The organism is Helicobacter felistomachi (genome assembly GCF_030296895.1).
GTDB lineage: Bacteria > Campylobacterota > Campylobacteria > Campylobacterales > Helicobacteraceae > Helicobacter > Helicobacter felistomachi.
This window is the reverse complement of record NZ_AP028022.1, coordinates 1,447,671-1,472,352: the sequence shown is the minus strand read 5'-3', so window position 1 is coordinate 1,472,352 and position 24,682 is coordinate 1,447,671. Positions and strand designations below refer to the sequence as shown.

Sequence of the window (24,682 nt, the reverse complement as noted above, 5' to 3'; positions counted from 1 at the left end):
TTCTTGGGCTAAAAGGCGTTTTTTGGGGGGGCTTTTAACTCTTGCAAGAGATTTAACAAGCCCTCGCCCCACTCTTGGCATTTGTTTGCACTTAAGGCGATTAAGCCGGGTAGGTGTGCCTTAAGCCTTGTAAAAGTTTTAGGAAAAAGCACCATAAAAGCGTAAAATAGGGCACACAACACCACAAGCCACGCCCCAAGTGCCCCAATGGGCTTGGCGATTAAACTAAGCAAAATCGCCCCCACAAGCCCCTGTTTAAAGAGAAGTGCCTGCCCCACAAGCAAGCCCAAAAACCCGATCAAACTTGCTAAAATGGCCTCTAGTCCCTTTAAACTTTTTAAACTCCCCCAGTGCCACACAAAGAATAAATAAAGTGGGTCAAGGTAGGCGATTGTCCCAAAGTAATTGATGTGCCATGTGGCAACCCCCACGCCCACCGCCCCCAAAGCCCCACTTTTACCCAAACAAGTGGCTAAAAAAAGCCCGATCAAAAAGGCAAAAACCCCGAGTTTAATAGCCCTTCCTTTCTTGATACTCCACTCCGCAAATGTCTTGATAGGCACAATACTGACAATTTTTCTTGCTAGGGTTCTTAACAAAGTCTAGGGGTTGCTTAAAGGCGTTTAAAATCCCCTTTAGCCGTTCTTGTTTGGCGTGTAAAACCTCAGCACTCTCTGTTTTGAGTTCCCCCTCTTTTAAGCTGTAAAAGGACGCTTCTAAAGGGGCACTGCCTAGCTCATTTGCCATCGCCAAAGCGTATAGGCTTAATTGGAAATCTTGGCTGGTTTCTACACCATCTAGGCTGTCGGGCTTTAAATCTTTGGCATTTTTAAACTTATAGTCAATGAGCGCATACGAGCCATCATTAAGCGCATCTATGCGATCGATTTGCCCCCTTAAGACAAAGCCTTCAAAGGCAAAGCTAAAGGGCTTTTCACACGCAAACACCCGCCCATGCATTAATCTTTCTTGTTCCCTTTTAAAGAAGTTTTTCATTTTATCCACTGCCACTTGAAAGCTTAAGTGCTCTAAGGGGCTCATCTCTTGCCATGTTGTCAGTTCAAGGGGGGCGAGCTCTAATAGGTCCTCAGCAGTGATGGGGGTGGCGGGGTTGTTCGTGTAGTGGTTCTTTAACAGGGTATGCAAGAATGAGCCTAAATTGACGCCCTTATCTTGGGGGGGGATGAGCCCTTGTAAATAGTGCAAGTAAAAACGCCTAGGACAGATGAGAAAATCGTTCAATTTCGTGGCACTGAAGGTGAAGCTGGGCGGGATTTTTGCCATGCAAGTGTCCTCGGTGTAGGGGTGCTTGTTTTCAGGCGGAAAAAGGGCAAACGCCCCCTCTTGAATTTGCCCCTCAAGCCCGAGCTCTAAGAGCATTTTAGAGTGGGTGGCGTCGTTTGCGCTGTGGTAGGCAATATCCACCTCTTGGCTGTTTTGCAGGATTTGGTAGTAGTAGTGCTTTTGTAGGTTCTGTTTGTCTTTTAAGGTAGGTATGTTTAAGTGCGCGCGGATCTTGCTGTTTAAAAAAAGGTCGTAATCGCCCAAATTGGGCACGAGTTTGTCGGTGAAATCTAAAATAACGACCTTGTCAAACTCTAGCCCGCGGCACTCTAAGACATCTAAAACCTTGACTTTACCCCCTGTAGTGTCGTCCACTCTCTGTTCTTTGAGTGCACGGGTGTAAAGCTCCATCCAATCGGCAAAGGTGTAGCTAGACAAAATCTCTTGCACCTTAAAGTGTGCGCTGTAAAACTCTTGGTGGAAGTCTTGCAAGGCACTAGGGGCGTTTAATTGCTCTAAAAGGGCTAAACATTGCGCGTTTAAATCTTCTAGGGGGGCGTGTTGGGGGTGGGCTGCAAGTTTTTTAGGGCTTCAAAGTAGTCTTGATACACCCATTTAACATTTTGCCCGTGGGCGAAGTTTAAATTTCTCTGTGTGTCTAATAGGTGCAAATGGGCGGTGAGGCTCGAATCGGGGGTGATGATGGCTAGCTTCGTAGGCTCTAAACCGGCTTCTAGCCACTCTTGCACTTTGGCTAAAGCAAGCCCAACTTGTTCTAAACGGGTGTTGAAGTGGTGGATTTTGATATTTTTTGTGAGAGGTTTGGGGGTGCTCTGTATCATGGGGTTCTCACCCTTTAGCAAGGCCTGCAAGTCAATTTTATAGCGGTGGTCTTCTTTAAGCTCTAAGTGCAAAAAGTCTAAAAACCTTTGATTGTAGCGGTCCACGCTAAAGTGCAAGAAAATAGGCACAAACGACCCCATATCAAAGAGTAATTTCTGCTCGTAAAGGTTCAACGACCCGCCTAAATAAAACTCAATCCTTAAAAACTTTTGTAAGACTTGTGGGATGATCTCAGGCTTTAGGCGCAAAATGGGGTCGTAAAAGCCCAGCTCTTTTAGCTGTGTAGTGTAGTGGGTGTAAATGTTTTCGAGCACCTCTAAATGGTGGGTGTAGTCGCCGTAAATGTCGCGCTCTTGGATGGCAAAAATGTCTAAATCAAATTTAGCCAGCTCATTGAAAAAGCGCCCCACAAAGTTACTGCTCTCTAAATAGCCCAAAAAACTACGCTCAAAGACCAATAAATGGTTTTCTTTTTCGGGCAAGTCTTTAAGCACCCTTTCAATGGCATTAGCCAAGAGAAGTTGGCGCACGCCTTTAGGGATTTTGGCAAAGTTTGGGACATAGCTTACTTGGTCGTAAAAGTCTTTTGCGCTTAAAGTGGGAGGCAAAAAGCCATCGGGTTGCTTGGCTAAAAACGCCTTACACGCCCTTTGGTGGCTAAAGACATACAGGGGCTCTTTCATAGCAACGCCTTAGCCTTGTTGGCGATATTTTCAGGGCTGAACCCAAAATGTTTAAACAAATCCCCCCTTGCCCGAGCACCCAAAACTCTCCATGCCAAGCACGCCATCAGCTAATCTAAACCACTCCAGCCCCCTGCTTGCCTCCACAGCCAAAACAGCCCCCACTAAGAGCGTGTTTAAATACTCTGATTCTTGTTGCAACAAGAGATCAAAACAAGGCACGCTCACCACCTGCGCCCCGATCCCTTGAGCCTCTAAAAGGGCAAGGGCTTTTAAGCAAGGCACAACCTCACTCCCGCTTGCCAGTAGGCTAATTTGTATGGACTTGGTGCTTTTTTGCAAGACATACCCCCCCCTTTGCACCTGCTCTAAACTAGCCGTGCTTGCCACTTCTAAATCCTGCCTAGAGAGCACAAAGGCGGCACTCTTGCCCCGTTTTAACGCCACTTGCCAGCATAAGACATTTTCGTGTGCGTCCATAGGGCGGTAGACTTCAAAATGAGGGATCGCCCTTAAGTGGCTTAACTGCTCTATGGGCTGGTGGGTCGCCCCGTCCTCGCCCACGCCGATGCTGTCATGCGTGAAAATGTAATAGACTTGATTTTGCATGAGCGCACTTAGGCGTAAGGACGGGCTTAAATAGTCGCTAAAGACAAAAAAGGTCGCACAAAAGGGCACAAACAAGCCGTGATTAGAAATCCCATTACAAATCGCCCCCATGGCGTGCTCTCTGATGCCAAAGTGCAAATTACGCCCACACACGCCCTTTAAAAAATCCCCCCCCTCTTTTAAACGGGTGTTGTTAGACGGGGCTAAATCGGCACTGCCCCCCACAAAGCCCAAATACGCTTGGCTGATGGCGTTTAAAATCGCCCCATTGCTTGCCCTTGTGGCGCATTTTTGCCCTAGCTCAAACGCAGGGTAAGCCACTTGGCTAAAGTCTTTGGCTTGCAAATGGGCGATTTTCTCTTTTATCTCAGGGCTTAAAGCTTGCTCCCAAAGCTTTTCTTGTGCCTCCCCTCTTTGCATGCGAAAATTTAGGGCAACTTCTTCGGGGATATAAAAGGGGGGGTGATCCCAGCCCACAGCCTCTTTGGCTTTCTTCAACACTTCAGCCCCCAAAGGCGCGCCATGCGTCTTGGCACTGCCCTCTAGCTCTAGCGCCCCCTTGCCAATCGTGGTGTGGGCGATGATTAAAGTCGGCTTGTCGCTGCTTTTAGCGGTGTTTAAGGCTTTATCAATGTCTAAGAAGTCATGCCCTTGGCACTCAAGCACCGCCCACCCCTGCGCCTCAAAACGCAAGCGGACATTTTCGCTAAAGGCTAAATGGATGTCCCCCTCAATGGTGATGGCATTGCTGTCGTAAAGCACTATGAGATTGTCTAGCCCCAAATGCCCGGCTAAGGACGCGCTCTCATAGCTGACCCCCTCTTGTAAATCCCCGTCCCCACATAGACAATAAACCTTGTGGCTAAACGCCTGCCCTAGCAAGTCCTGTGCCATTTTGCCCGCAATTGCAAAGCCTATGGCGTTGGCAAAGCCCTGCCCTAGCGGACCTGTGGTGACCTCTATGCCTGCGGTGTGCTTGTATTCAGGATGCCCCGGGGTGAGCGAGTGTAGCTGTCTAAAGGCTTTTAAATCCTCTAGGCTCAAATCAAAGCCCCATAAATGCAAGAGCGCATACACCAACGCACTCGCATGCCCTCCGCTAAAGACAAGGCGGTCCCTGCCTAGCCACTTGGGGTTTTTAGGGTTTAAGCGCACATGCTGGCTTAGCACCACCGCCACATCGGCTAAACCCATCGCCACACCGGGATGTCCGCTGTTGGCCTCTTGCACCATGTCGGCACACAAAAAGCGCAGAGTGGTTGCCATTTTTTCTAGAGTGGAGATGTCTTTGGAGTCCATAAAATGCCTTTAGTGAAAATAGGGGCTATTCTAACAAACTTGCTCTTACTCGGGCTTTAAGAGGGTTTTTGCCCTGTCTATGTCAGTGCTAATTTGCATTTTGAGCTCTTGCAAATTGTCAAAAAAGGCGTTGTCGCGTATCTTTTGGATAAAAGAGATTTGCATAGAAAGGGGGGGTGTGGATTTGGGCGTTTAAAATGTGGGTTTCTAGGGCTAGGTGTCTGTCTGTGCTAAGGCGTTCGCCTAAAAAGCTCACGCCCTCAAAATGCGCCGGGTTGTTAGGGAATTTGACCCGCACGGCATACACCCCAAAGGCGGGCAGTAAGGCGTGGGGGGGGATTTCCATGTTGAGCGTGGGATAAAGGGCGACACTGCCTAAGTGCTGCCCTGAGATCACCACCCCCTCTAGACTAAAGGGGCGGGTGAGAAATTGTGTGGCTAACGCCACTTCGCCCCTTTTAATGCACGCCCTGATATGCCGTGCGTGCAAGGCCATGCCCTTGATTTTAAACGCCGGCATGACCTCTAGGCGGATTTTCGGGGGTAGTAGGGCTTTTAAAGTTTGAGTGTCCCCGCTTCTTTGTGCCCCAAATTTAAAATCATAGCCCACCACGACTTTTTGCAAATGCGGACATTGAGACAATAAAAGCCTACAAAATGCGTCCGGCAAGAGCGTACAAACCTGCTCTAGGGGCAAGAAATACACCCGATCGGCATATCCTTGCAACAAGCGTGTGCGTTCATTAAAGGAAGTCAGCACCTCTTTAGCCCTCTGCCAATCCACCACCAACACCGCTCCCTTGGAATCTAGCAAGCCTAAGAGCTGTTGGTGTGCCAAATGCACGCCGTCAAACTTGCCGATGGCTAGGCTTGTACTGGTGTTATCTAAGAAGTCGGGGGCTAAAAAGTCTAGCATCAAGCCAGTTGCAAGGCTTGGGCTAGAAGTTGCAACAACTGCCCCGTGTTCTCAGTGGTGGCGGCGGAAATGGGCAACACGAAACGGGCATTTGGGGCGTGAAACTCAGCCACTTGCCCCGTATCCATTTTGTTTAAAGCCACGCCAAAATCCCTTTGGGCGAGTGCGCTAGAAAAACGGGCTAATTCGTGGCGTAGTTGTGTGTATTGCTCGTGTATATCATAAGTCATGTCTAACACAAAGAGTAAAAACTTGGTGCGTTCCAAGTGGCGTAAGAAATCTAGCCCCAAACCCTTGCCCTCGCTCGCCCCTGAAATGATCCCCGGAATGTCTGCCATCACAAACTCTTGAAACTGCCCGGCTTGCACCACGCCTAAATTGGGGATTAAGGTGGTGAAGGCGTAGGGGGCGATTTTAGGGCGGGCGTTGGAGAGCACACTAATGAGCGTGCTTTTACCCGCATTTGGAAAGCCCACTAAGCCCACATGGGCGATGAGTTTAAGCTCTAGGCGTAAGTTTAAACTCGTGCCGGCAATGCCCTTTTGGGCGTAGGTGGGGCGTTGTTTGGACGCGCTCTTAAAGCGGACATTGCCAAGCCCCCCCTTACCCCCTTTTAATAAGGTCGTTTGCGTCCCACTCTCTATCAAGTCGCAAAGCAACTCCCCCGTGTCGCTGTTAAAAATCTGTGTGCCCGGGGGGATAGAAATGATTAAATCCTGCCCCCGCTTGCCGCTGCAATTTTTAGGCCCCCCGGGCGCGCCATTTTGTGCCTTGTAGTGCTTCTTGCCCCTAAAGGCACTTAAGGTGTCGCTATTGCTATCCACTTTAAAGACAATATCGCCCCCATCGCCCCCATCGCCCCCATCCGGTCCGCCCTCCATGACGAATTTCTCCCGTCTAAAGCTCACACAGCCCGGTCCGCCCTTGCCCGAAGTGGCGGTGATCTCCACACAATCTACAAACATTTAAATGAAATCCTTTAGTCTTGAAAGCGTTGCAACATTTTATCTAGGTGGGGGATGGCGTTTAAAAGCTTCTTGGTGTAGGGGTGCTTGGGGGCACTTAACACACTCTCTGTGCTGCCCTCTTCCACAATCACGCCCCCCTCCATCACCAAAATGCGATCGCTGATGTGCTCCACCACGCCCAAATCGTGGCTGATGAAAAGATAGCTTAAACCCAGCTGGGCTTGCAAATCCAAGAGCAAGTTTAAAATCTGCGCTTGGATCGACACATCTAAAGCGGACACGGGCTCATCGCAAATGAGCACTTTGGGGTGTAAAATCAGTGCCCTTGCAATCCCCACCCTTTGGCGTTGCCCGCCGGAGAATTGGTGTGGATACCTTGCCGCCCACTCTTCTTTCAGCCCCGTTTGCGCCATGATTTCTAGCACCCGTTTACGCCTTTCACTCTTGCTTAAATTCGTGTTTAACAGCAAGGGCTCGGCGATGATGTCTTGGATACGCCAGCGCGGGTTCAAGCTAGAGTAGGGGTCTTGAAACACCATTTGCACGCTTTGACGGTAAGCACGCCACTCTTTTGCTCTAAATTTGCTTAAAGGCTTGCCCTCAAAGAACACCTCGCCTGCGCTGGCTGGGTGCATCCCGACACAAATTTTAGCCGCCGTGCTCTTGCCACACCCACTCTCGCCCACGAGACTTAGGATTTCTTGCGGATTTAGGGTGAAGTTGATTCCTTTGAGCACCTCAAACGCCCCATAGGATTTTTTAAGATTTTCTGCTCTTAGCATCGGATCTCTTTGGGGAAGTCTAGGTAATTGATGTTTTCATCCACGCTGGCTAGACGCACCTTGCGTTGCCCCGGCTTGGGGATTGCCTCTAGTAGTGCCCTTGTGTAGGGGTGGCGTGGATCGTTAAATAAGTCTTTTGCGCTCGCTTTCTCCACCACCTCGCCCTTGTAAAGCACAACCACGACATCGGCAAGTTGTGCGACCACACCCAAATCATGCGTGATGAACAGCATGGCCATTTGTTTGCTTTTTTGCAGGCCTTGCATTAAATCTAGGATTTGAGCCTGGATCGTGACATCTAGGGCGGTGGTGGGCTCATCGGCAATGAGTAAATCCGGCGCACACGCCATCGCCATGGCGATCACCACCCTTTGGCGCTGCCCTCCGCTCAAGTTAAAGGGATAGGCGTTGAATTTATCCGCTCCAAGCCCCACTTGCCCCAAAGCTTGCATGGTTTTTTCTTTCACTTGCGCCGCGTTTAGGGTGGGCTGGTGGATTTTAAAGACCTCGGCGACTTGAAAGCCAATGGTGTAACTGGGATTTAGGCTTGTCATGGGCTCTTGAAAAACCATGCCAATTTGGCTGCCCCGCAGAGCCCGCATTTGTTTAGGGCTAAACTCTAAAAGATTTTGCCCCTTAAAAAGGATCTGCCCGCCCACGACCTTGCCCGGGGGTTTGACAAGCCCCATGACAGACCACGCGCTCATGCTCTTGCCACTTCCGCTTTCGCCCACTAAGCACACAGTTTGCCCGGGGGCGACAGAAAAGCTCACCCCATCCACCGCTTTAACCAGTCCGTGCTTGGTGGAAAAGTAGGTTTGTAAGTCTATGACTTCTAAGAGATTTGCCACACTAAGCCCTTTTAGGATCGAGCGCGTCCATGATCGCATCACCCACAAGGTTAAAGCCCATCACGGTTAAGAAAATCATGCACCCGGAGAACACCAAAGTCCATGGTGAAGTGGTGATGAACTGCAAAGCGTCCATGAGCATCGCGCCCCACTCGGGGCTGGGCGGTTGCGCCCCTAGCCCCAAAAAGCTTAAACCCGCCGCCTCTAAGATGGCTCCGGCAAGCCCCATCGTAGCTTGCACGATGATGGGGGCGGTGCAATTAGGCAAGATCACCACGAACATTAAGCGCAAATGCGAAGAGCCGTTGAGTTTAGACGCTTGGGTGTATTCTTTTTGCTTTTCGGCTAAGACGCTGGCGCGCACAATGCGGGCAAACCCGGGCACGCCCACAATCCCAATAGCGAGCATGGCATTGGTAAGAGAGGGACCTAAGATCGCCACCACGATGATGATGAGCAAAATAGAGGGCAAGGAGAGCATTAAATCCATGAAACGCATGATCAGCATGTCCGCCAAAGCACCAAAATACCCCGCCAAAAGCCCAAAAATGACCCCAAAGAACACGGCAATCCCCACCGCGACGACACCAATGGTTAAAGAAATGCGCGCCCCATAGAGCAGGCGGGAGAGAATGTCGCGCCCTAAATCGTCCGTGCCTAGCCAGTGCGTGCCACTGCCCCCCTCTATAAAGAAGGGCACCACAAGCCGTGTTTTTGCGTCTTGCAAAGTGGGATCATAGGGGGCTAAGATCGGGGCAAAGAGCGCACAGATCACCAAAACCACTAGCAAAAACAGCCCGACTAAACCGGCTTTGTTTTGCTTAAAATTCTCCCAAAAGGTCTTGAAACGCTCCATTAACTTAGCCTAATCTGCGGATTGATGAAGGCGTAGAGAAGATCCACGACCAAATTCGCCCCCACGAAAATCACCGCCACAATCAGGCTTGAGGATTGGATGATGGGAAAATCCCTTTGATTGAGGGCATTGACCATCCAGCGCCCCACGCCCGGCCACGAAAAAGTGGTTTCGGTGAGGATGCTTCCAGCCAAAAGCCCAGCCAGCATGAGCCCTACCACGGTGGTAACGGGGATTAGGGCGTTTCTTAAAGTGTGGATCAACACCACACGCCAAGGGGGGCAACCCTTCGCCTGTGCGGTGCGGACATAGTCCTCTTGCAAAACCTCGAGCATGCTCGCACGGGTCATGCGCGCGATGATGGCGGTGGGGATCGTGGCTAGGGCAATGCTGGGCAAGGCTAAATGGCGCAGTGCATCCCAAAAGGCGGGCAAATTGCCGGCAATGAGGCTATCGATCAAATAAAATCCCGTGGGTCCGTCTAAGTAGTAGGCATCGTTAAGCCGCCCAAAGACGGGAAACCAGCCCAACTTCACGCTGAAAAAATAGATGAGCAACAGCCCTAGCCAAAAGACGGGCATGCTCACTCCAGCAAGCGCAAAACCCATGCTTAAATTATCAAACAAACTATAGCGTTTAATGGCGGCGATGATGCCCGTAGCCAGCCCCACAACGATCGCAATAAACAAGGCACTTAAAGACAGCTCTAAAGTCGCCGGAAAGCGTTGCAAAAAGGCTTCTAACACACTCTCGCCAGACACCAAAGAAGTGTCTAAATCCCCGTGCAAGATATGCCCCATGTAGCTTAGGTATTGCTCTAGTAGGGGCTTGTTTAAGCCCATTTGCTCCCTTAAGGCCTCGATCGCCTCTTTATTGGCATGCTCGCCCAAAATCACAAGGGCTGGATCGCCCGGGACTAAATGCACCATAGAAAAAACCAAAACACTCACCCCAAACAGGGTGGGAATCGTCCACAAAAGCCGTTTGAGCAAAAAAAGCAACATTGTTATTTAGAGAAGTAGACATGTACAAAGCGGTTGATCTGCACTCCGCTCACTTGATAACCCTGCACGCTCTTAAGCCGCGCCACAATGCTGTAGGGGTAGGCTAGGGGCACCCAGGGGGCATCGTTGTGGAAGACCTCTTGGGCTTTTTGATAAAGAGTGGCGCGTTTGGCTTGGCTTGAAAGATATTTGGCTTTTGTGACTAGCTTAGAGTAGACATCGCTCTTATAAAAGGAGCCATTGCGCGTAGGGATTTCTGCCGCCGCCTCTTTGCTCCACAGAATGTATAAAAAGTTGTCCGGATCCGGCGTGTCTGCCTTCCAACCACTAAAAGCCATTTTATGCTCGCCCATCGCCACCTTTTTAAGGTAAGTCCCCCACTCAAAAAATTCGATCTTCACTTGAATGCCGATTTTGGCGAGTTGCGCTTGGATAAACTCCGCCGCTTGCTTATTGTATTTGGATGCTGTAAAAAGCGTGGTTTCAAAGCCATGGGGGAAGCCGGCCTTGGCTAACAACTCTTTTGCCAGCTTTAAATCGTAGCCATAGGGCTGGATGTCCTTATTATAGCCCCACATGGAGGGAGGCATGGAGTTGATGGCGGGCGTGGCGTAGTTTTCATACACAATTTTGACATAGTCTTTTGTGTTGATGGCGTGGTTGATGGCTAGGCGCACGAGGCGGTTGTCAAAGGGCTTTTTTTCTAAGTTTAAACTCATCCAAGTGACAAAGAGCCCCGGTTTTTCATCCACGGCCACCCCGGGCAGGCTTGCCAAATGCGGGATTTCATTGCGGTTAGGCGCACTGATGATCGACACCTCACCTCGCTGCAGCGCCAAAGCGCGCACAGAAGGATTAGGGATCACCCTTAGAACCACGCGGTCTAAATGCGCTTTAGAACCCCAGTAGTCGTTGTTTTTTAAAAGCACAATTTTATCGTCCCTAAACCAAGTCGCCAACTTAAAAGGTCCCGTGCCTATGGGCTTTCTCGTGAGTTCGTCCTCTTTGTTTAGACTCTTTAAGTGGGCGGCGTAATCGGCACTCAGCACACTTAAAAAGTCCATCCCCAAATCCGCCAAAAACGGGGCTTCGGGGTGCTTTAGAGTGAAACGCACGGTGTAGGCATCTAAGGCTTCAATTTTTTTAATGATCGAAGACATGCCCATGCTCGCCCAGTAGCCATAGGACTTCGCCCCCTTGTAGTAGGGCACTTGCCCCATTTGCCGCTTGAAAGAAAATAGAACATCTTTGGCGGTCAATTCGGCCTTTTTGTCCCAGTAATGAGTTGTTTGGAAATAAACACCATGCCTTAAATGGAAAGTGTAAGTTAGTCCGTCCTTAGAAATCTCCCAGCTGCTCGCTAGCGCAGGCTCAATCTCTGTAGAGCCGTATTTAAAACGCACAAGGGTTTCATAGATGTTAGAAGTGGCGGCGTAACTTTCCCCGTCTACAACCAAAGCCGGATCCATCCCAGAGCCATCCGCTCCCCTTGCGTAAATCAAAGTCCCGCCCTCTTTAGCCCACAAGCATAGACAGCTGAGGCAAAAAAGGGTTAGGGTTTTCATATCACGCCAATTTGGGGAACACAGAAACTTGTTTGCGGTGCTTGTCTTTGTGGCTAAAGTGCACCACGCCATCTACAAGAGCAAAAATGGTGTGGTCTTTACCTAGCCCTACATTTTTGCCGGGGTGTACTTTTGTGCCCCTTTGGCGCACAATGATATTGCCCGCCCGCACAAACTCTGCTCCAAACTTCTTAACGCCTAGTCTACGCCCCGCGGAGTCGCGGTTATTTTGGGTGCTGCCTTGTCCCTTCTTGTGTGCCATGCTTTAATCCTTTATGCTACGATTTTTGTGATTTTGACGCGGGTGAAGTCGCGGCGAAAGCCTCTTTTGGTCTTGCTGTCCTTGCGGCGGCGTTTTTTGAAGATCACGACCTTTTTGCCCCGCCCCTCGTTGATGACCTCAGCCTCAATTTGTGCCCCATTGACAAAGGGGCTACCATAGGACATTTGCCCCTCTTGGCAGACAGCCAGCACCTCGTGAATTTGAAAGTGTGCTTTAGGCTCTAAGCCCAGCCTGTCTAGCAAGACAACATCGCCCTCTTGCACCTTGTATTGCTTGCCCCCATTCTTAAAGACCGCGTAAAACATATCTCCGCCTAAAATTAGAAATTAAAACTAGAGTCCATTCTAGCATAAGAAACCTAAAATTTTACCTTAGCAAAGTGGTATATATATTGCATGTTTGGGATGAGTTACATTGAAAAGGAAGTCTTATGCGCATCACCGATGGCAACCGCTACAACCAAATCAACTACTACCAAAATGCGCTCCAAAACAAACTCAACACCGCCAACAACCAAATCGCCTCGGGACTCAAAGCCGAGTATGGCTACCAAAACAGCCAAGTCAATAACCAAAACTTGAAGTATGGCTTTGAATCCAACACCCTCGATCAAGCCCACGATGTCGCCCAAAGTGCCTACACTTCCACACTCAACACCGACAAAGCCTTAACCGAGCTTTCCAGCACGATGGAGCAGTTTAAAACAAAACTCATCCAAGCCGCCAGCGATGCGCACTCCACGACCTCTCGCCAAGCCATCGCCCTAGACTTGCAAAAACTCAAAGAACACATGATCAATGTCGCCAACACCTCAGTGGGGGGGGAGTATATTTTTGGGGGGAGCAAGGTCGATCGCCCCCCTTTTGATAAGGCAGGCAATTACTACGGCAACAACGAAAATTTAAACGCCCTGATCGGCTCGCATAATTTAGTCCCCTACAATGTCAGCGGGCAAAATCTCTTTTTAGGTAAAGATGTAGACCGCCAAAAAATCATCACGGCCAACATTAAAAAACTCAACCAAAGCAAGCTGCACCCAGACATCATGGACTCTTACAACCGCACCCAAAACCCGCAAGAAGTCTACATCAACGCTCAAGACACTTTGCGCGATTTGATCGGCGATACCGACAACGACCCACGCAACGACAAACCCGAGATTTTTTATTTGCAAGGGGTGCGCCCCGATGGCAGTGCCTTTAAGGCAAAATTTGCGCTAGACAAGGGCTACAATAATAAGGACGATGCCACAAGAGTGCAAGATTTGCTCGATCAAATCGGTAAGGCGTATGGCAACACTTCCACAAACCAAGTCGTGCAAGTGTCCTTAAACGCATGGGGGGAGATTGAGATCAGGGATTTGACCCCAGGGCGGGCGACTTTGGACTTTCATATGGTTTCTAGTGAGAAAAATGTAGACGATTTAAATGATTTATTCACCAGTGGGGCTCGGGTGAGCACCTATGTCAAAAGCGCATTTGTGGCTAACCGCGCGCTAGAGAGCTTGCAAAGCACGCTGGACCCCTACGATCACCGCATGCACGACATCAAAAGCGCGTTCATCACCACAGAAGGCAACACCCCTGCCACAAGAAACACCCCAATCAAAGACATTCTAGGCCCCAGTGTCGCTAGCCTCAAACTTGAAGGCACACGCCCCAACAAGCCCGATGGCCACATAGATGACACCCCCCTAGAGCCTTTGATTTTAGCCATCACCCCCACCACCACCATGCAAGATTTAATGGACGGCATTAAAAGCCACTTTGGGGGGAAATTAGATGTTGAGCTTTCCAATGATGGGCATTTAAGAGTCGTCGACAACAATGTCCGCAACAAGGCGCATGACAGCAACAAACCCCCTTTTGATGGTGAAAGTGGCTTTAGCTTGAAGATCACGAGCCTAGATGCCAAGGGCGTGCCCACCAAGGCCCTACCCCTAGATTACGCCGACACCTACAAGCAAACCTACTTCAGCCGACAAGGGGCGTATTTACACAGCAATGTGTCTCAGATCGTGCCTAAAACGATGGACTACGCCACAGGGGCCAGCACCCTTGCCTCCGCCATGGGGGCAAAAATCACCCAACAAGACTACACCATGGTGCTTAAAGACAACAACGGCGTGGATGTCAAGGCCCAGCTGCATTTAAGCCCCGGGGGAGCGTTTTTAGACTTGCCTAAAAAAGGCGGGGGGGTGTATCACATCCCCCTTTACAACCGCGATGACAAAGCCCCCGCGCTCACCAAGCCCAACGACTTCACCTACCGCCAACTGATGGACGCGATGACTTTAGCTTTTAACTTCAGCAACAGCGATCCTAAAGAATACGAGCAAGCCCAAAGCAATGCTCCCTCTAAGGCGAGCAAGGATGCCTTCATGTCCCTTTTAAAGCAAGCCGATGATCGGGTAGATGTGCGTTTTAACGACCGCGGGCAAGTGCAAATCCACGATAAAATGCACTCCAAGACCCCCATGCAATTCATGTTTTACGACAACAAGGCGAGCGACTTTAGTCCTGAGAGTTTAAGACGCGACACGCCCGCTATCCGCCTCAATGCCAACAACGCCCCCACGATCGACACCCCCCACATCCACTTTTTTAAACAATTGGACCAAGTGATTGAAGCGGTGAAGGAGGGGATCGATCGCCCAGACACCTTGCAGGGCTATGGCCCTGAAATGCGCAACACGGGGATACAAAATGGGATCGCCCTCATCGATCACTTGAGCGACCACATTGAAAAGATCATCGCCTCTAATGGGGCGCATAGCCGCAACTTCTCCCATGTCATGCGCCGCAATGAAGTGTTGAAGAACCAAGTCGAGTCGATTCGTGCTGACACCACAGGCACCGATGTCGCCCAAACCTACAACAAGTTCGCCCAACTGCGTAACAATTACGATGCCTCTTTAGCCTCTGCGAGCAAAATCAACCAAATGAGCTTGACAAACTACATGTAAGGGCTAAGCCCTCTATTTGACAATGGGGCCTTTGAAGAGATAATACCAGCTGAGGCCATTAGCGATTTGTTTTTTGTCTTTGAGCTCCTTAGCTAGGGCCATGTCTGCCTTTAAAAGCGGGGCTTTGATCCAAGCGTGGTTTTTGACATACAAGAGCGCGCCGCCATCTGTGTAGATAAAATCCAGTCCGCTTTTTTGGCTCTGTCCTGCCACCGACTCAAAACCCAAAGCAAAATCTTTAGACTGCCCCCACACAAAGGGTCTTCTCACGCTGCAATCTTTGGGCGTGTCGGCACTATTGGCAGTATTTCTAAAAAGGGGTTTGCCAAAGCTGGCGTATGGATAGCCCTTGGGGGCGACCAGCTCCATGATCGTGGGGGCAATGTCAATGTGTGCGCCAATGCACGCGGCAAGTTTAGGGCTTAAACTGGGGGCATAAAGGATCAAAGGCACACTTTTAGTCCAATAGTGATTATCTTTGGCGTAGATGAAACTGCGATCGAAGTGATCGCCGGTGATGACAAAAAGAGAGTTGGGGAATTTAGCGCGGGCTTTTTTAATGAAGTCCACTAAAATTTTGTCGTACCAATACACATGCCCTAAGAAATTGGCATTTGGCATGTTGGGCTCTTTAGAGTGCGCCACGAAGGCTTGTATTTTCTTAACCGGCACGCCAAAGGCCTTTAAGTTGACATTGCGGGTGGGGTGGTTGCTTAAGGTCATCACCATGCTAAAGGTTTTTTTGTGGGTGGGGGTGTTGTTTAAGATGTAGTCAAAAAGCACATTGTCGTGCACGCCCCAGTTGGTGGTGATGGGGCTTGGGTAGGCTTTGGAGTTGGCTTTAAGCTGTGCTTTGGCAAAGTCCATTAAGTAGGTGTTGAAGATGAAGTGATCGAAGCCTTCTTTCTTACTAAAGCGATCGAGTCTGTTCCAGATCCCGCTGCCCCCGTAGTAAAAGGTGGTGTCAAAACCTAAGCCCTTCATTTGGTTGCCTATGGCGGTGGGTAGGCTAGGGATATTCACGCCCATGTTGACAAAATTTGTGTCGTTGATGTCAAACAGCCCTGTGAGTTGCACATCTAGGCTTTTGACCGTGCGTCTAGCGTCCTCCAAAAAAAGGGGGAAAATAAAGCCATGTTGCTGGTCGTTGAGGCTTTTTAGGGCACTTGTTAAGTGGATCGCGTCAAATCTAGGGTCAAAGTGCCAGCTAGAAAGCGACTCGGACACGATGTAAAAGACATGCTCTATGGTGGGGGCAAGGGGGTTTTGGCTGGTGTGGCTTAGAAGTTTTCTTAAGTCTAGGGGGAGTTTGGTGTTGGGGGGCAGGTTGAAATAATCTATGCTTGCTTGCAGCAGGCTTTTACTCGTGAAATTAGAAAAGTGGATATTTTGGCTCTTTTTATAGTCCCTAAAGACCAAATACAAATCCCTAAAAGCCCCCGGAGTGATCTGACGCAAAAAGGGATTTTTAGCGGGCCTAACAATGAAGTCGAGCGACACACCTTTTAAGGCGAGGCGGGAATTGATGCAATAGAGAGTCCACACAGAGAAACTAGTCACTAAAAAGCCACACACGGGCTTAAAAGGCAAGTCTTGCAACACCCCAGCAAGCCCATCGCTTGCACGCCCCAGTTTGTGGTAAACAAAGCCTGCCAGCACGCTGCATACCAGCCACACAAACACCTTAGTGGGGATGTGGTATTCGCTATGCAGCGCCATGCCCACTAAAATTTTGGGGGTTTGGTTGAAGGCATCTAATAAATTCGAGTCAAACACCACGCCGTAAATCTCGTAGTAGGTGATGTTGGCCACTTGTAAGAACAAGCAAAGGACCAGCACAAACAAAGCGAAAATGTGGGCGGCTTTGGCGCGCACAAAGGCCAACAATAAGAAAATCAAGGAGGCGGCTGCCACAACACGGTTGTCGTATTTAAAGCCATCTTTGAGCACTTGAGCGATTTGATCGAAGGGTAGGGGATGGGCGAGCGCACCCTCATAAAGCCCACTATAAACGATGAAGCCTAGACGCAATAGGCTTAAAAATAAACTTAAAAACAGACTAAAGACAAAAGCACTAAATAGGGCGCATACCGCCCTTTTGGTGAAATAAGACAACATCAGTACTTGCGTTGGGCTTTTAGATCGGCGATGTCTTTGGAGTAGGCTTGGATTTTTTCTTGGGTCATTTTGGCGTCAATTTTAGCGAGCACGGCACTAAAGATGGTGTTTAAGGCCTTTTTTACAGCGTCATTGGAGTCGTCCTTACCCTTATAGAGTGAGCTTAAAAGCCCGCCGGTGTGCTCGGATCGGCTAGAGCGCACAAAGGGCTCATGCACATCGATCTCGCTAAGATCGATCATGAACGAATCGACCGCCTCCCCGCTCTCAGGCTCAATGAAGACGACCTTAATATAACCCATCGCCAAGAGCGCGCCTTTTGTAACGTCCATGCCTGTGGAGAAAATAAGCCCGGGGCTGGATTTCTTTTGCTCTGTGGTTTTAGGGTCGGGTCTTAATACCACTTCTCCGCTGATCTCTAGCCCTAAATAGTTGTCGCGTTTTTGTGAAAAAGTGAGATCGTTTTTATCGCTCACATCTAGGATTGTGGCTTTGTAGCCTTGATTGTCGAGCAAGGCTTGGATTTTCAGGGTGAGCTGCTTTTTAAAGCTGTTTTCATACTCCCTAGCGATGTTGTCGCTGTATTGCAACAAGGGCTTTAAGATCATGATCTGTTTGTGCGTAGCCGGGGCTTTGGCGGTTTGGCTCTTGTAGGCCAAGCGCAGGGGGACATTGTTTGTGACAATAATGTCAGGGCCACAGCCCGCAAAAGCGGCCGCTAGCCCCAATCCACATAACCATGTTTTAAACTGCATTTATTCTCCTTGAAATCGTGTTATTTTTTAGGTAAAGTTCTCATTATAGCGTATTTATGCTAACAGCTTAAGGACGCTCATAATCCCCGCTCTTGCCCCCGCTTTTAGACTCTAGACGCACATCGCCCATCACCATGCCCTTATCCACCGCTTTAGCCATGTCATAAATGGTTAAAAGCCCTACACTCACACCCATCAAAGCCTCCATCTCCACGCCCGTTTGCCCCGTGTGTGTTACAGACACGAATAGTTTAAAAGCGCAAAGATCTTTTAACTCTTGCACCTCTACTTGCACGCTTGAAAGGCTTAAGGGATGGCATAGGGGGATTAAAGAGCTGGTTTGTTTAGCCCCCATGATGGCGGCAATGATAGCGGTTTGTAGCACGGGGCCCTTTTTAATCTTTTGCCCCACAATGGCGTCGTAGGCCTTGGCACTCATAGAAATTTGCCCGCTGGCAACGGCTTTGCGCTCTGTGTGTGCCTTAGCCCCCACATGGACCATTGTAGGGTTTTGGTTGCTGTCTAAATGGCTAAGCATTTTTGGGGCGAAAGACCTTAATGTTTTGGGCATTTGCCTCAATGTAGGGGCCACCGATCAAATCAATGCAGTAAGGGATGGCAGGAAACACCGCCTCTAAACACTCCCTAATGCTCTTGGGTTTGCCGGGCAAGTTGACAATAAGGCTAGAGCCGCAAATGCCCGCACTTTGGCGCGATAAAATCGCTGTGGGGACATACTTTAAACTCGTGGCGCGCATCAGCTCGCCAAAGCCGGGCAACATCTTAGAACAAACCGCCTTAGTTGCTTCAGGCGTAACATCTCTAGGTGCCGGGCCCGTGCCCCCTGTTGTGGCGATGAGCGCACAGCTTTGGCTAAGCTCTATTAAAGTTTGCTCCAATAAGGCCTGCTCGTCTGGCAGCAAGCGGTAAACAAACTCTAGGGGATTTAAAATATACTCACCCAGCACCTCCTTAATGGCTAGCCCGCTCAAATCCTCGTAAATGCCCGTGCTGGCCCTGTCGCTCGCCACCACCACACCGATGTTGATTGTTGTCATTGCAGTAATCCGCTCCCTTTCAAGGGATGGCTTCGATCCTTAGCGTAAATCCTTTGCCCGTTTCTTAAATCGTATTTATAAATAGGGGCGTTGTGCTTGAAATCCTCAACGAAGGGGGCGTACAGCTCCAACGCCTTTTGGCGGTGTGCGCCCATCAAACCTGCCATGTAAGAGCTTTGCCCCACTAGCACATCGCCTCTTGAGTGCGCCAAACATAAATACACCTCTTGAGCCTTTGCCCGCTCTTGCCATGCGCCAAACCACGCCTCAAATAAAGGCATGAACACCTCAAAGCTTAGCCCCTCTAGCCCACTCTCAGGGCGCACAAAGCCGCTAAAGACGCACAACGCCCCTAGGTTTTTTGCAGCACACAGCTTAGACCACGCCCCATAAAGCGCGTTTGTGTCTAGCGCCCCATCGAAAACCTCAAGCACTTTTAGCCCCCGCACACGGGCGGTAAAATGACGACCTCATCGCCCGCCTTCAAGGGGGTGTTGGCATCCTCCACAAGCACGCCATTGATAGCAACCGCGCTCATCGCCAGCCACGGCTTGATTTGCGCCTTTTCGTGCAAAATTTGGCGCAAGTCTTGCAAATCCTTAATGTCTAACTCTAGACTTTCCTCTTTGATCGGCCCTAAAAAGTGCACAGACACCATAAAAACTCCTTAAAATCAAAAAATGTGGTGTAACAAAAGCGCCACACCACTGCCCTTTTTGTAAGTCCGTCCGCCTTCCTCTAGCACCAACAACCCACTATGGCCATCGTGCAAATGTGTCCTAGGGTGCAAGCGGGCAAAGTAACGCCCCTCTTTTAAGTGCACCGCACACGCCAAAAATTCCATGCGTTCCTCATTCTTGGTGAACTCCTCTTCTAAAATGGCTTCTTGGAAGGGGGTGTAGGGGGTGTTGAAGAGTTTGGCAAAGACCGCCGCGCCGAAGAGATAAAAAGTGAGCGCAGCAGCGGGGGGGTTACCTGGCAGTGCCAATAAGGGCTTGTGCGTGCCGTCCTTGGCACAAATGCTGTAAGCCACGGGTTTGCCCGGCTTGATCTTCGCACCCTTGAAAGCGATTTCGCTCACATTAGCAATGGCGTGCTGGGTGAAATCAAAATCCCCCTTGCTCATCCCCCCCGTGGTTACAACCATGTCGCAGTCCCTAAAAGCGTGGCAAATGGCTTGTTCGATGCTCTCTTGCTTGTCGGGCAAGAGCGGGTAGAGCACCCCCTCGCCCCCTAGTTGCTCTGCCATGGCCTTGAGCATGTGGTTATTCACGCTACGCACCCCCTCAATAGGCGCACCCACCTCCACAATCTCCGCTCCCCCGCTTAAAATCCCCACGCGCGGCCTTTTATACACTTGCACGAAGACTTGGTTGTGCTCGGCTAAGGCACCTATGGCATAGGGTGTGATTTTATCCCCTTTAGCAAGCACCACCGCCCCCTTTTTGTACTGCGAGCCTATGGGGCGAATCCAGTGATAACGCCCGCTCTTATGCGTCAAGAAGATCCGCTCGGCCTGCTCTTGCACTTCCTCCACAATGACAAGCGCATCCGCGCCTATGGGCATTTTTGCCCCCACAAAAGTTTTGAACGAGTGGCCGGGCTTTAACATAGGGGGTTCTTGCAAGCTGGCAGGATTGATTCCTTGCACGGGCAACCCTTGCGTTTGCAACAAATCCAAATCTTCTAATCTAAAAGCGTAGCCATCCATGCTGGCTGTCGGAGAGTCAGGGTTGTCCTTGGGGGCTAAAATATCCTCAGCCAACACCCGTCCCAACGCCTCTGCAAACAAGACCTTTTCGCTACCCAGCGGAGTTAAAAAACTCGCCCCAATGACCTCTAAAGCTTCGTTAAAACTTAACATTAGAGCAAATGCCCCATCTTGAGTTTTTTGGTTTGCAAATAGGCGTGGTTGTGGCAGTTGCTGGGCACCAAAATACTGCACCGCTTGATTTCTACAAACGCCTTTAACGCCTCTATTTTCTTGGGGTTATTGGTGAGGAGACGGATTTTACGGATGCCATAGTGTGTGAAAATGTGCTTAACGATGGTGTAATCGCGCTCATCGTCCTTAAAGCCAATCGCCTCGTTTGCCTCTATGGTGTCGTAGCCTTGATCTTGTAAGGCATAAGCATTGATCTTGTTAAATAACCCGATGCCCCGCCCCTCTTGGCGCAAGTAAATGAGCATGCCCCCCTCCTTGCCGATGCGCTCTAACGCCATTTGTAACTCCCCTCCGCAGTCGCACTTTTGCGAGCTAAAGACATCGCCGGTGAGGCATTCAGAATGCACCCGCACTAGGGGCGACTCGCCCAACTCTTTGGTGAAAACCACCAAATGGTCTAACTCCAAAGCCCCTTGTTGTTCTTTAAACGATTGCAAGCAGAAGTCGCCAAAGGGGGTCGGCAACTTGGCTTGGTTAGAAACTTGAAATTGCATTAAAACCTCACTTCGTAGGGGGATAATCTAGCATTTTGGGGTGTCTTGTTGGTAAACGGCGTTTTTGTTGCAAATCCCACAGGCCCTAGCAAAGCCAAGTTTTTGGATGCTAAAGCCGATAAAATCCAAGAAAAAGAGCGCACAGCCCACGAAAAACTTAGGCAATTTGTTGGGCCTTTGTAACCTTTGGCTTGTGCGGTAGAACACCTCGCCCACAAGCGGGCCTAGGGTGGGGGTGCAGATCAAGTCTTGGATGCTGGGGATTTCGACAAACGCCTCTAGTCCATACTCCCAAAAAAAGGTCGACACCAATGCTGTAAACAACACCCCCGTAAAAAATTTATACCCCGCCACGCGGGCTTGCATGAAATAAATCGCTCCAAAGTAGGGGTGCAAAACCCAATTAAAAATAAATAGATCGTTGTCAAATACAGGGCCCAGGTGGACATTTTCTAGCCAACTCATCAGCCCGAATTTCTGCTTCGTCCAATGTGTCACGCTCTCAGGCATCAAATACAGCCCAATGATGCCTAAGATAAAGGCGATCCCCAAACACGCCACGCTTAAACTTAAGTAGCGCAAGCGGTGGTTAGGTACGAAGGCTAAATCTTCTTGAAAGAAATAACGAGATAACAAAAAACACCTCTCAACTTAAGTTTTAGCCTAATAAGGAGCGATTTTTACACAAAGAAACTTAAAACAAGCCCAAATCCTCGCCATGAAACACCTGTGTTGCGATCGCCTTATTTTATAATTTTTTACACCTTATTACTAAGGGGTGTTTGTGTTGAAACACAAGATTCTTAAGATGGTGTTGTTGGAGCTTAGGGCCCTTGTTATGCCAAGCTTGACATACAACTACACCACTAGCCAAGCCCCCGCATTTAAAGAAACCGACAAGGTGCAAGACTGCCTAGACAGACAGATCCAAAGTGCTAAGCTACCCATGGTAGACTCTTTGCTCTATCTACAACCAGGCAATTTAGACATATAAGGCGACCCACCAAGCACTCCAAACCCACCACAAAAAGGCGCGCAACATGGGCAACCTTTGAAAAATCCGCCCAAATGGGGGACACTGATGTAAAAGAGGTTTTAGAGGGGCTACAACTACCCGTGCATGTCGATCACAAACTGCACCACAAACAACGCCCCGAAGAGATAGAGCAGGGGATGGACTTGTTTAAACTTGCCCCGAGCGATTTTAATGAGTGGGTAAATGATGAGCCCCATACCCACGCCATTGGTGATGCTATAAGAGATGGGAATCCAAAAGAGCACGAAAAAGGCGGGCAAGGCTTCTTCTAGGTCATGCCAATCAATTTCGCTCAAATGGCTCATCATCATAAAGCCCACGATGATGAGAGCCGGGGAGGTGATGGCGGGCACGCTGGCTAGGGCTTTGGCTAAGGGGGCTAGAAAGATGAGGCATGCAAAGAGCAGGGCGACAACCACACAAGTAAAGCCCGTGCGCCCGCCCACGCTCACCCCTGCCCCCGACTCGATATAGGTCGAAGTGGGCGAAGTCCCCGCCAACGCCCCTATGGTGCTGGCGATCGCATCCGCACTTAAGGCGCTTTTGGCATTTAAAAAGCGATCGCCTTGCATCAAGTGCGCTTGTTGCGCCACGCCGATCATGGTCGCAGTGGTGTCAAAGAGCATGACTAAAAAGAAAGTGAAGATCACCGCCCCCAAGTCGGGCTTAAGCGCGCTTAAAATATCCAGTTTAAAAAAGGTGCTCTCTATATGTTTAGGCAATTCAAAGAGATGATCGGGCAGTTTTAAATGCCCCAAGAGCACCGCCAAAATTGCGGTGATTAAAATGCCTAAGAAAATCGCGGCTTTGACGCGATTGACCAATAAAACAATGGTGATAAATAACCCAATGAGCGACATGTAGGCGATGGGTTTAGAGAAGTTGCCTAGCGTGATGATCGTGGCGCTGGAGGGCTCGACTAAATGGGCGTTTTGCATGCCAATGAAGGCGATGAAAAGCCCAATGCCTGCCGTGATCCCCGCTTTTAAAGAAGTGGGGATTGCCTTAATCAAGGCTTCTCTAAAGCCCGTTAAAGACAGGGTTAAAAAAATCAAAGAAGCCCAAAAGACGCTCCCTAAAGCAGTGTGCCAAGACATGCCCATACCCAGCACCAAGACAAAGGTAAAATAGGCGTTCATGCCCATGCTCGGGGCGATGGCGATGGGGTAGTTGGCGACAATCCCCATGATCAGCGTGCCTGCAATCGTGGCGATCAAGGTCGCCACAAACACGCCGTCAAAGTCCATGCCTGCCTTGTGTAAAACAGCGGGATTGACAATCGCAATATAGGCCATGGTGAAGAAAGTGGTTAAGCCAGCCAGGGTTTCGATGCCTAGCGAAGTATGGCGCTCTTTGAACTGAAAAGACTGGGACAAAAACGCTAACATGACGGGGTTGCTCCTTATTGTAGAATGGAATTAAGTTAATCTAGGGTAAATGGAGCAACAATGCGCGTATTCTAGGCGACACAATCTAAATTAGGGCTTAAATGCAAATCATTTTAGAGGGCGTGGAAAGTTTAAGGGGGGCGGGGGTTACTGGGCTTTTCTGGGGGCGATTCTGTGGCGTTGTTTTTCTTGTTGCTTGAAAGGGGCTGTAACTTTGATTTAGCCATTTTAGATCACGGCTTAAGGGCGCAGGCACAAGATGAGATCGCCTATGCCAAAGAGCTAGGCGCAAGGCATCAAAAACAAGTCCACACCAAAAAAGTAAGCCTAAAAGGGGGCAATTTAGAGGCACAAGGGCGTAAAGCCCGCTACGCCTTCTTTGAGGGCTTGATTAGGGAGTTTGGCTACACCCATTTAATTTTAGCCCACCATTTCAACGACAAATTAGAATGGTTTTTCATGCAACTAGCCAAAGGGGCAAGTTTGCAAACCTTGCTGGGCTTTCACGCCCTAGAGCTGCGCCAACACTACACCTTAGTGCGCCCCTTGATTTACACCCCCAAATCCGCCCTGCTAGACTATCTACACGCCCACAACCACCGCTACTTTGAAGACGACACGAATCAAGACACCCGCTTTAAACGCAATTTGATCCGCCACAGCCTAGCCACGCCTTTTTTAGATTTAATGGGGGTTAGCGGTTTGGTGCGTAGCTTTAAGGCGTTAGAGTTAGAAAAACATGCCCTTTATCCGCCCCTAAACTATCTTAAGCTTAATGGGGTGTATGTCTTTCAAACAGGGGGGCAAAATCTTTACTACATAGATAGCTTGCTGAAAAAATTAGGCTATGTGTTGAGCGGCAAACAACGCCTAGAGTTAGAGCAACAAGGCTTTAATGGGGTCGTGGGGGGGGGGCTATGTCGTGGGCTGTGGAGGGGGGCTTGTTTATGTGGGAAAAGCCCTAAACTCTAAACCCCCTA

26 protein-coding genes and 1 pseudogene are annotated in these 24,682 nt (G+C 49.6%); 3 read left to right on the top strand and 24 right to left on the bottom strand.

Going from position 1 to position 24,682, the window contains the following annotated elements:
- Positions 1-8 precede the first annotated feature (8 nt).
- The 14 genes and pseudogenes from QUE23_RS07750 to rplU form a co-directional block, all read right to left on the bottom strand.
- Positions 9-491, bottom strand: a complete 483-nt coding sequence (locus QUE23_RS07750) for a hypothetical protein (RefSeq protein WP_286348478.1) — start codon at positions 489-491, stop codon at positions 9-11.
- Between the two features lie 19 nt (positions 492-510).
- Positions 511-1,776 (bottom strand): RecB family exonuclease, encoded by a 1,266-nt coding sequence (locus QUE23_RS07745; protein WP_286348477.1) that lies wholly within the window; start codon positions 1,774-1,776, stop codon positions 511-513.
- A gap of 56 nt (positions 1,777-1,832) precedes the next feature.
- The gene (locus tag QUE23_RS07740) at positions 1,833-2,810 is read right to left on the bottom strand and encodes a hypothetical protein (RefSeq protein WP_286348476.1); all 978 of its coding nucleotides are present in this window, start codon (positions 2,808-2,810) and stop codon (positions 1,833-1,835) included.
- Positions 2,807-4,718 (bottom strand): annotated as a pseudogene (tkt, locus tag QUE23_RS07735) (transketolase). The gene QUE23_RS07740 and the pseudogene tkt overlap by 4 nt, the downstream one beginning before the upstream one ends.
- A 45-nt stretch (positions 4,719-4,763) precedes the next feature.
- Entirely contained in the window at positions 4,764-4,883 is a 120-nt protein-coding gene (locus QUE23_RS07730) for a riboflavin kinase (protein ID WP_286348475.1), read from the bottom strand.
- Positions 4,837-5,634: a riboflavin kinase gene (locus QUE23_RS07725; RefSeq protein ID WP_286348474.1), complete on the bottom strand. Its 798-nt coding sequence runs from the start codon at positions 5,632-5,634 to the stop codon at positions 4,837-4,839. The genes QUE23_RS07730 and QUE23_RS07725 overlap by 47 nt, the downstream gene beginning before the upstream one ends.
- Entirely contained in the window at positions 5,634-6,599 is a 966-nt protein-coding gene (obgE, locus tag QUE23_RS07720; RefSeq protein ID WP_286348473.1) for a GTPase ObgE, read from the bottom strand. Before obgE ends, QUE23_RS07725 begins: the two co-directional genes overlap by 1 nt.
- 14 nt (positions 6,600-6,613) lie before the next feature.
- Positions 6,614-7,384, bottom strand: a complete 771-nt coding sequence (locus QUE23_RS07715; protein ID WP_286348472.1) for an ATP-binding cassette domain-containing protein — start codon at positions 7,382-7,384, stop codon at positions 6,614-6,616.
- The gene (locus QUE23_RS07710) at positions 7,378-8,235 is read right to left on the bottom strand and encodes an ABC transporter ATP-binding protein (protein ID WP_286348471.1); all 858 of its coding nucleotides are present in this window, start codon (positions 8,233-8,235) and stop codon (positions 7,378-7,380) included. The genes QUE23_RS07715 and QUE23_RS07710 overlap by 7 nt, the downstream gene beginning before the upstream one ends.
- Position 8,236: 1 nt before the next feature.
- Positions 8,237-9,091, bottom strand: coding sequence for an ABC transporter permease (locus QUE23_RS07705; RefSeq protein WP_286348470.1), 855 nt, complete (start codon positions 9,089-9,091; stop codon positions 8,237-8,239).
- On the bottom strand, positions 9,091-10,095 hold the full coding sequence (locus tag QUE23_RS07700) for an ABC transporter permease (protein ID WP_286348469.1): 1,005 nt from the start codon (positions 10,093-10,095) through the stop codon (positions 9,091-9,093). The genes QUE23_RS07705 and QUE23_RS07700 overlap by 1 nt, the downstream gene beginning before the upstream one ends.
- Positions 10,096-10,097: 2 nt before the next feature.
- Complete coding sequence (locus QUE23_RS07695) at positions 10,098-11,660, bottom strand: ABC transporter substrate-binding protein (protein WP_286348468.1); 1,563 nt, start codon at positions 11,658-11,660, stop codon at positions 10,098-10,100.
- A 1-nt stretch (position 11,661) separates the two neighbouring features.
- Complete coding sequence (gene rpmA, locus QUE23_RS07690; protein ID WP_015106476.1) at positions 11,662-11,922, bottom strand: 50S ribosomal protein L27; 261 nt, start codon at positions 11,920-11,922, stop codon at positions 11,662-11,664.
- An 11-nt stretch (positions 11,923-11,933) separates the two neighbouring features.
- Positions 11,934-12,248, bottom strand: coding sequence for a 50S ribosomal protein L21 (gene rplU, locus QUE23_RS07685; RefSeq protein WP_286348467.1), 315 nt, complete (start codon positions 12,246-12,248; stop codon positions 11,934-11,936).
- A 125-nt stretch (positions 12,249-12,373) separates the two neighbouring features.
- Here rplU and flgL point away from each other — a divergent pair, with 125 nt between their 5' ends.
- Positions 12,374-14,908 (top strand): flagellar hook-associated protein FlgL, encoded by a 2,535-nt coding sequence (gene flgL / locus QUE23_RS07680; protein ID WP_286348466.1) that lies wholly within the window; start codon positions 12,374-12,376, stop codon positions 14,906-14,908.
- A 12-nt stretch (positions 14,909-14,920) separates the two neighbouring features.
- On the opposite strand, the gene QUE23_RS07675 is transcribed toward flgL, so the two are convergent.
- From QUE23_RS07675 to QUE23_RS07635, 9 genes are all read right to left on the bottom strand, one after another.
- Complete coding sequence (locus tag QUE23_RS07675) at positions 14,921-17,026, bottom strand: LTA synthase family protein (RefSeq protein WP_286348465.1); 2,106 nt, start codon at positions 17,024-17,026, stop codon at positions 14,921-14,923.
- Positions 17,026-17,781: an HpaA family protein gene (locus QUE23_RS07670; protein ID WP_286348464.1), complete on the bottom strand. Its 756-nt coding sequence runs from the start codon at positions 17,779-17,781 to the stop codon at positions 17,026-17,028. Before QUE23_RS07670 ends, QUE23_RS07675 begins: the two co-directional genes overlap by 1 nt.
- 67 nt (positions 17,782-17,848) lie before the next feature.
- Positions 17,849-18,319 (bottom strand): cyclic pyranopterin monophosphate synthase MoaC, encoded by a 471-nt coding sequence (gene moaC / locus QUE23_RS07665; protein ID WP_286348463.1) that lies wholly within the window; start codon positions 18,317-18,319, stop codon positions 17,849-17,851.
- A complete protein-coding gene (mog, locus tag QUE23_RS07660; protein WP_286348462.1) occupies positions 18,312-18,839 on the bottom strand; it encodes a molybdopterin adenylyltransferase in 528 nt (175 codons plus the stop codon). Before mog ends, moaC begins: the two co-directional genes overlap by 8 nt.
- Positions 18,836-19,273 carry a molybdenum cofactor biosynthesis protein MoaE gene (locus QUE23_RS07655; RefSeq protein WP_286348461.1) on the bottom strand — a complete coding sequence of 146 codons (438 nt, stop codon included), beginning with the start codon at positions 19,271-19,273 and terminating at the stop codon, positions 18,836-18,838. Before QUE23_RS07655 ends, mog begins: the two co-directional genes overlap by 4 nt.
- A gap of 2 nt (positions 19,274-19,275) precedes the next feature.
- Positions 19,276-19,497, bottom strand: a complete 222-nt coding sequence (locus tag QUE23_RS07650; protein WP_286348460.1) for a MoaD/ThiS family protein — start codon at positions 19,495-19,497, stop codon at positions 19,276-19,278.
- A gap of 15 nt (positions 19,498-19,512) precedes the next feature.
- Positions 19,513-20,703, bottom strand: a complete 1,191-nt coding sequence (locus tag QUE23_RS07645) for a molybdopterin molybdotransferase MoeA (RefSeq protein WP_286348459.1) — start codon at positions 20,701-20,703, stop codon at positions 19,513-19,515.
- Positions 20,703-21,278 carry a GTP cyclohydrolase II gene (gene ribA / locus QUE23_RS07640; protein WP_286348458.1) on the bottom strand — a complete coding sequence of 192 codons (576 nt, stop codon included), beginning with the start codon at positions 21,276-21,278 and terminating at the stop codon, positions 20,703-20,705. Before ribA ends, QUE23_RS07645 begins: the two co-directional genes overlap by 1 nt.
- Positions 21,279-21,305: 27 nt before the next feature.
- On the bottom strand, positions 21,306-21,914 hold the full coding sequence (locus QUE23_RS07635) for a DUF3943 domain-containing protein (protein ID WP_286348457.1): 609 nt from the start codon (positions 21,912-21,914) through the stop codon (positions 21,306-21,308).
- 202 nt (positions 21,915-22,116) lie between these two features.
- Between QUE23_RS07635 and QUE23_RS07630 the strand changes: the two genes are divergently transcribed.
- Positions 22,117-22,272 (top strand): hypothetical protein, encoded by a 156-nt coding sequence (locus QUE23_RS07630; protein WP_286348456.1) that lies wholly within the window; start codon positions 22,117-22,119, stop codon positions 22,270-22,272.
- Positions 22,273-22,388: 116 nt separating this feature from the next.
- Here the strand turns inward: QUE23_RS07630 and QUE23_RS07625 are convergent, their stop codons facing one another.
- Entirely contained in the window at positions 22,389-23,702 is a 1,314-nt protein-coding gene (locus tag QUE23_RS07625) for an NCS2 family permease (RefSeq protein WP_286348455.1), read from the bottom strand.
- Between the two features lie 174 nt (positions 23,703-23,876).
- Here QUE23_RS07625 and tilS point away from each other — a divergent pair, with 174 nt between their 5' ends.
- Positions 23,877-24,674 carry a tRNA lysidine(34) synthetase TilS gene (gene tilS, locus QUE23_RS07620; RefSeq protein ID WP_286348454.1) on the top strand — a complete coding sequence of 266 codons (798 nt, stop codon included), beginning with the start codon at positions 23,877-23,879 and terminating at the stop codon, positions 24,672-24,674.
- Positions 24,675-24,682 lie beyond the last annotated feature (8 nt).

Coding starts and splice junctions, on each gene's coding strand:
- QUE23_RS07740 (WP_286348476.1), bottom strand. CDS start 2,810: ATGAAAGAGCCCCTGTATGTCTTTAGCCACCAAAGGGCGTGTAAGGCG.
- QUE23_RS07730 (WP_286348475.1), bottom strand. CDS start 4,883: ATGCAAATCTCTTTTATCCAAAAGATACGCGACAACGCCTTTTTTGAC.
- QUE23_RS07725 (WP_286348474.1), bottom strand. CDS start 5,634: ATGCTAGACTTTTTAGCCCCCGACTTCTTAGATAACACCAGTACAAGC.
- obgE (WP_286348473.1), bottom strand. CDS start 6,599: ATGTTTGTAGATTGTGTGGAGATCACCGCCACTTCGGGCAAGGGCGGA.
- QUE23_RS07715 (WP_286348472.1), bottom strand. CDS start 7,384: ATGCTAAGAGCAGAAAATCTTAAAAAATCCTATGGGGCGTTTGAGGTG.
- QUE23_RS07705 (WP_286348470.1), bottom strand. CDS start 9,091: ATGGAGCGTTTCAAGACCTTTTGGGAGAATTTTAAGCAAAACAAAGCC.
- QUE23_RS07700 (WP_286348469.1), bottom strand. CDS start 10,095: ATGTTGCTTTTTTTGCTCAAACGGCTTTTGTGGACGATTCCCACCCTG.
- QUE23_RS07695 (WP_286348468.1), bottom strand. CDS start 11,660: ATGAAAACCCTAACCCTTTTTTGCCTCAGCTGTCTATGCTTGTGGGCT.
- rpmA (WP_015106476.1), bottom strand. CDS start 11,922: ATGGCACACAAGAAGGGACAAGGCAGCACCCAAAATAACCGCGACTCC.
- rplU (WP_286348467.1), bottom strand. CDS start 12,248: ATGTTTTACGCGGTCTTTAAGAATGGGGGCAAGCAATACAAGGTGCAA.
- flgL (WP_286348466.1), top strand. CDS start 12,374: ATGCGCATCACCGATGGCAACCGCTACAACCAAATCAACTACTACCAA.
- QUE23_RS07675 (WP_286348465.1), bottom strand. CDS start 17,026: ATGTTGTCTTATTTCACCAAAAGGGCGGTATGCGCCCTATTTAGTGCT.
- QUE23_RS07670 (WP_286348464.1), bottom strand. CDS start 17,781: ATGCAGTTTAAAACATGGTTATGTGGATTGGGGCTAGCGGCCGCTTTT.
- moaC (WP_286348463.1), bottom strand. CDS start 18,319: ATGCTTAGCCATTTAGACAGCAACCAAAACCCTACAATGGTCCATGTG.
- mog (WP_286348462.1), bottom strand. CDS start 18,839: ATGACAACAATCAACATCGGTGTGGTGGTGGCGAGCGACAGGGCCAGC.
- QUE23_RS07650 (WP_286348460.1), bottom strand. CDS start 19,497: ATGGTGTCTGTGCACTTTTTAGGGCCGATCAAAGAGGAAAGTCTAGAG.
- QUE23_RS07645 (WP_286348459.1), bottom strand. CDS start 20,703: ATGTTAAGTTTTAACGAAGCTTTAGAGGTCATTGGGGCGAGTTTTTTA.
- ribA (WP_286348458.1), bottom strand. CDS start 21,278: ATGCAATTTCAAGTTTCTAACCAAGCCAAGTTGCCGACCCCCTTTGGC.
- QUE23_RS07630 (WP_286348456.1), top strand. CDS start 22,117: ATGCCAAGCTTGACATACAACTACACCACTAGCCAAGCCCCCGCATTT.
- QUE23_RS07625 (WP_286348455.1), bottom strand. CDS start 23,702: ATGTTAGCGTTTTTGTCCCAGTCTTTTCAGTTCAAAGAGCGCCATACT.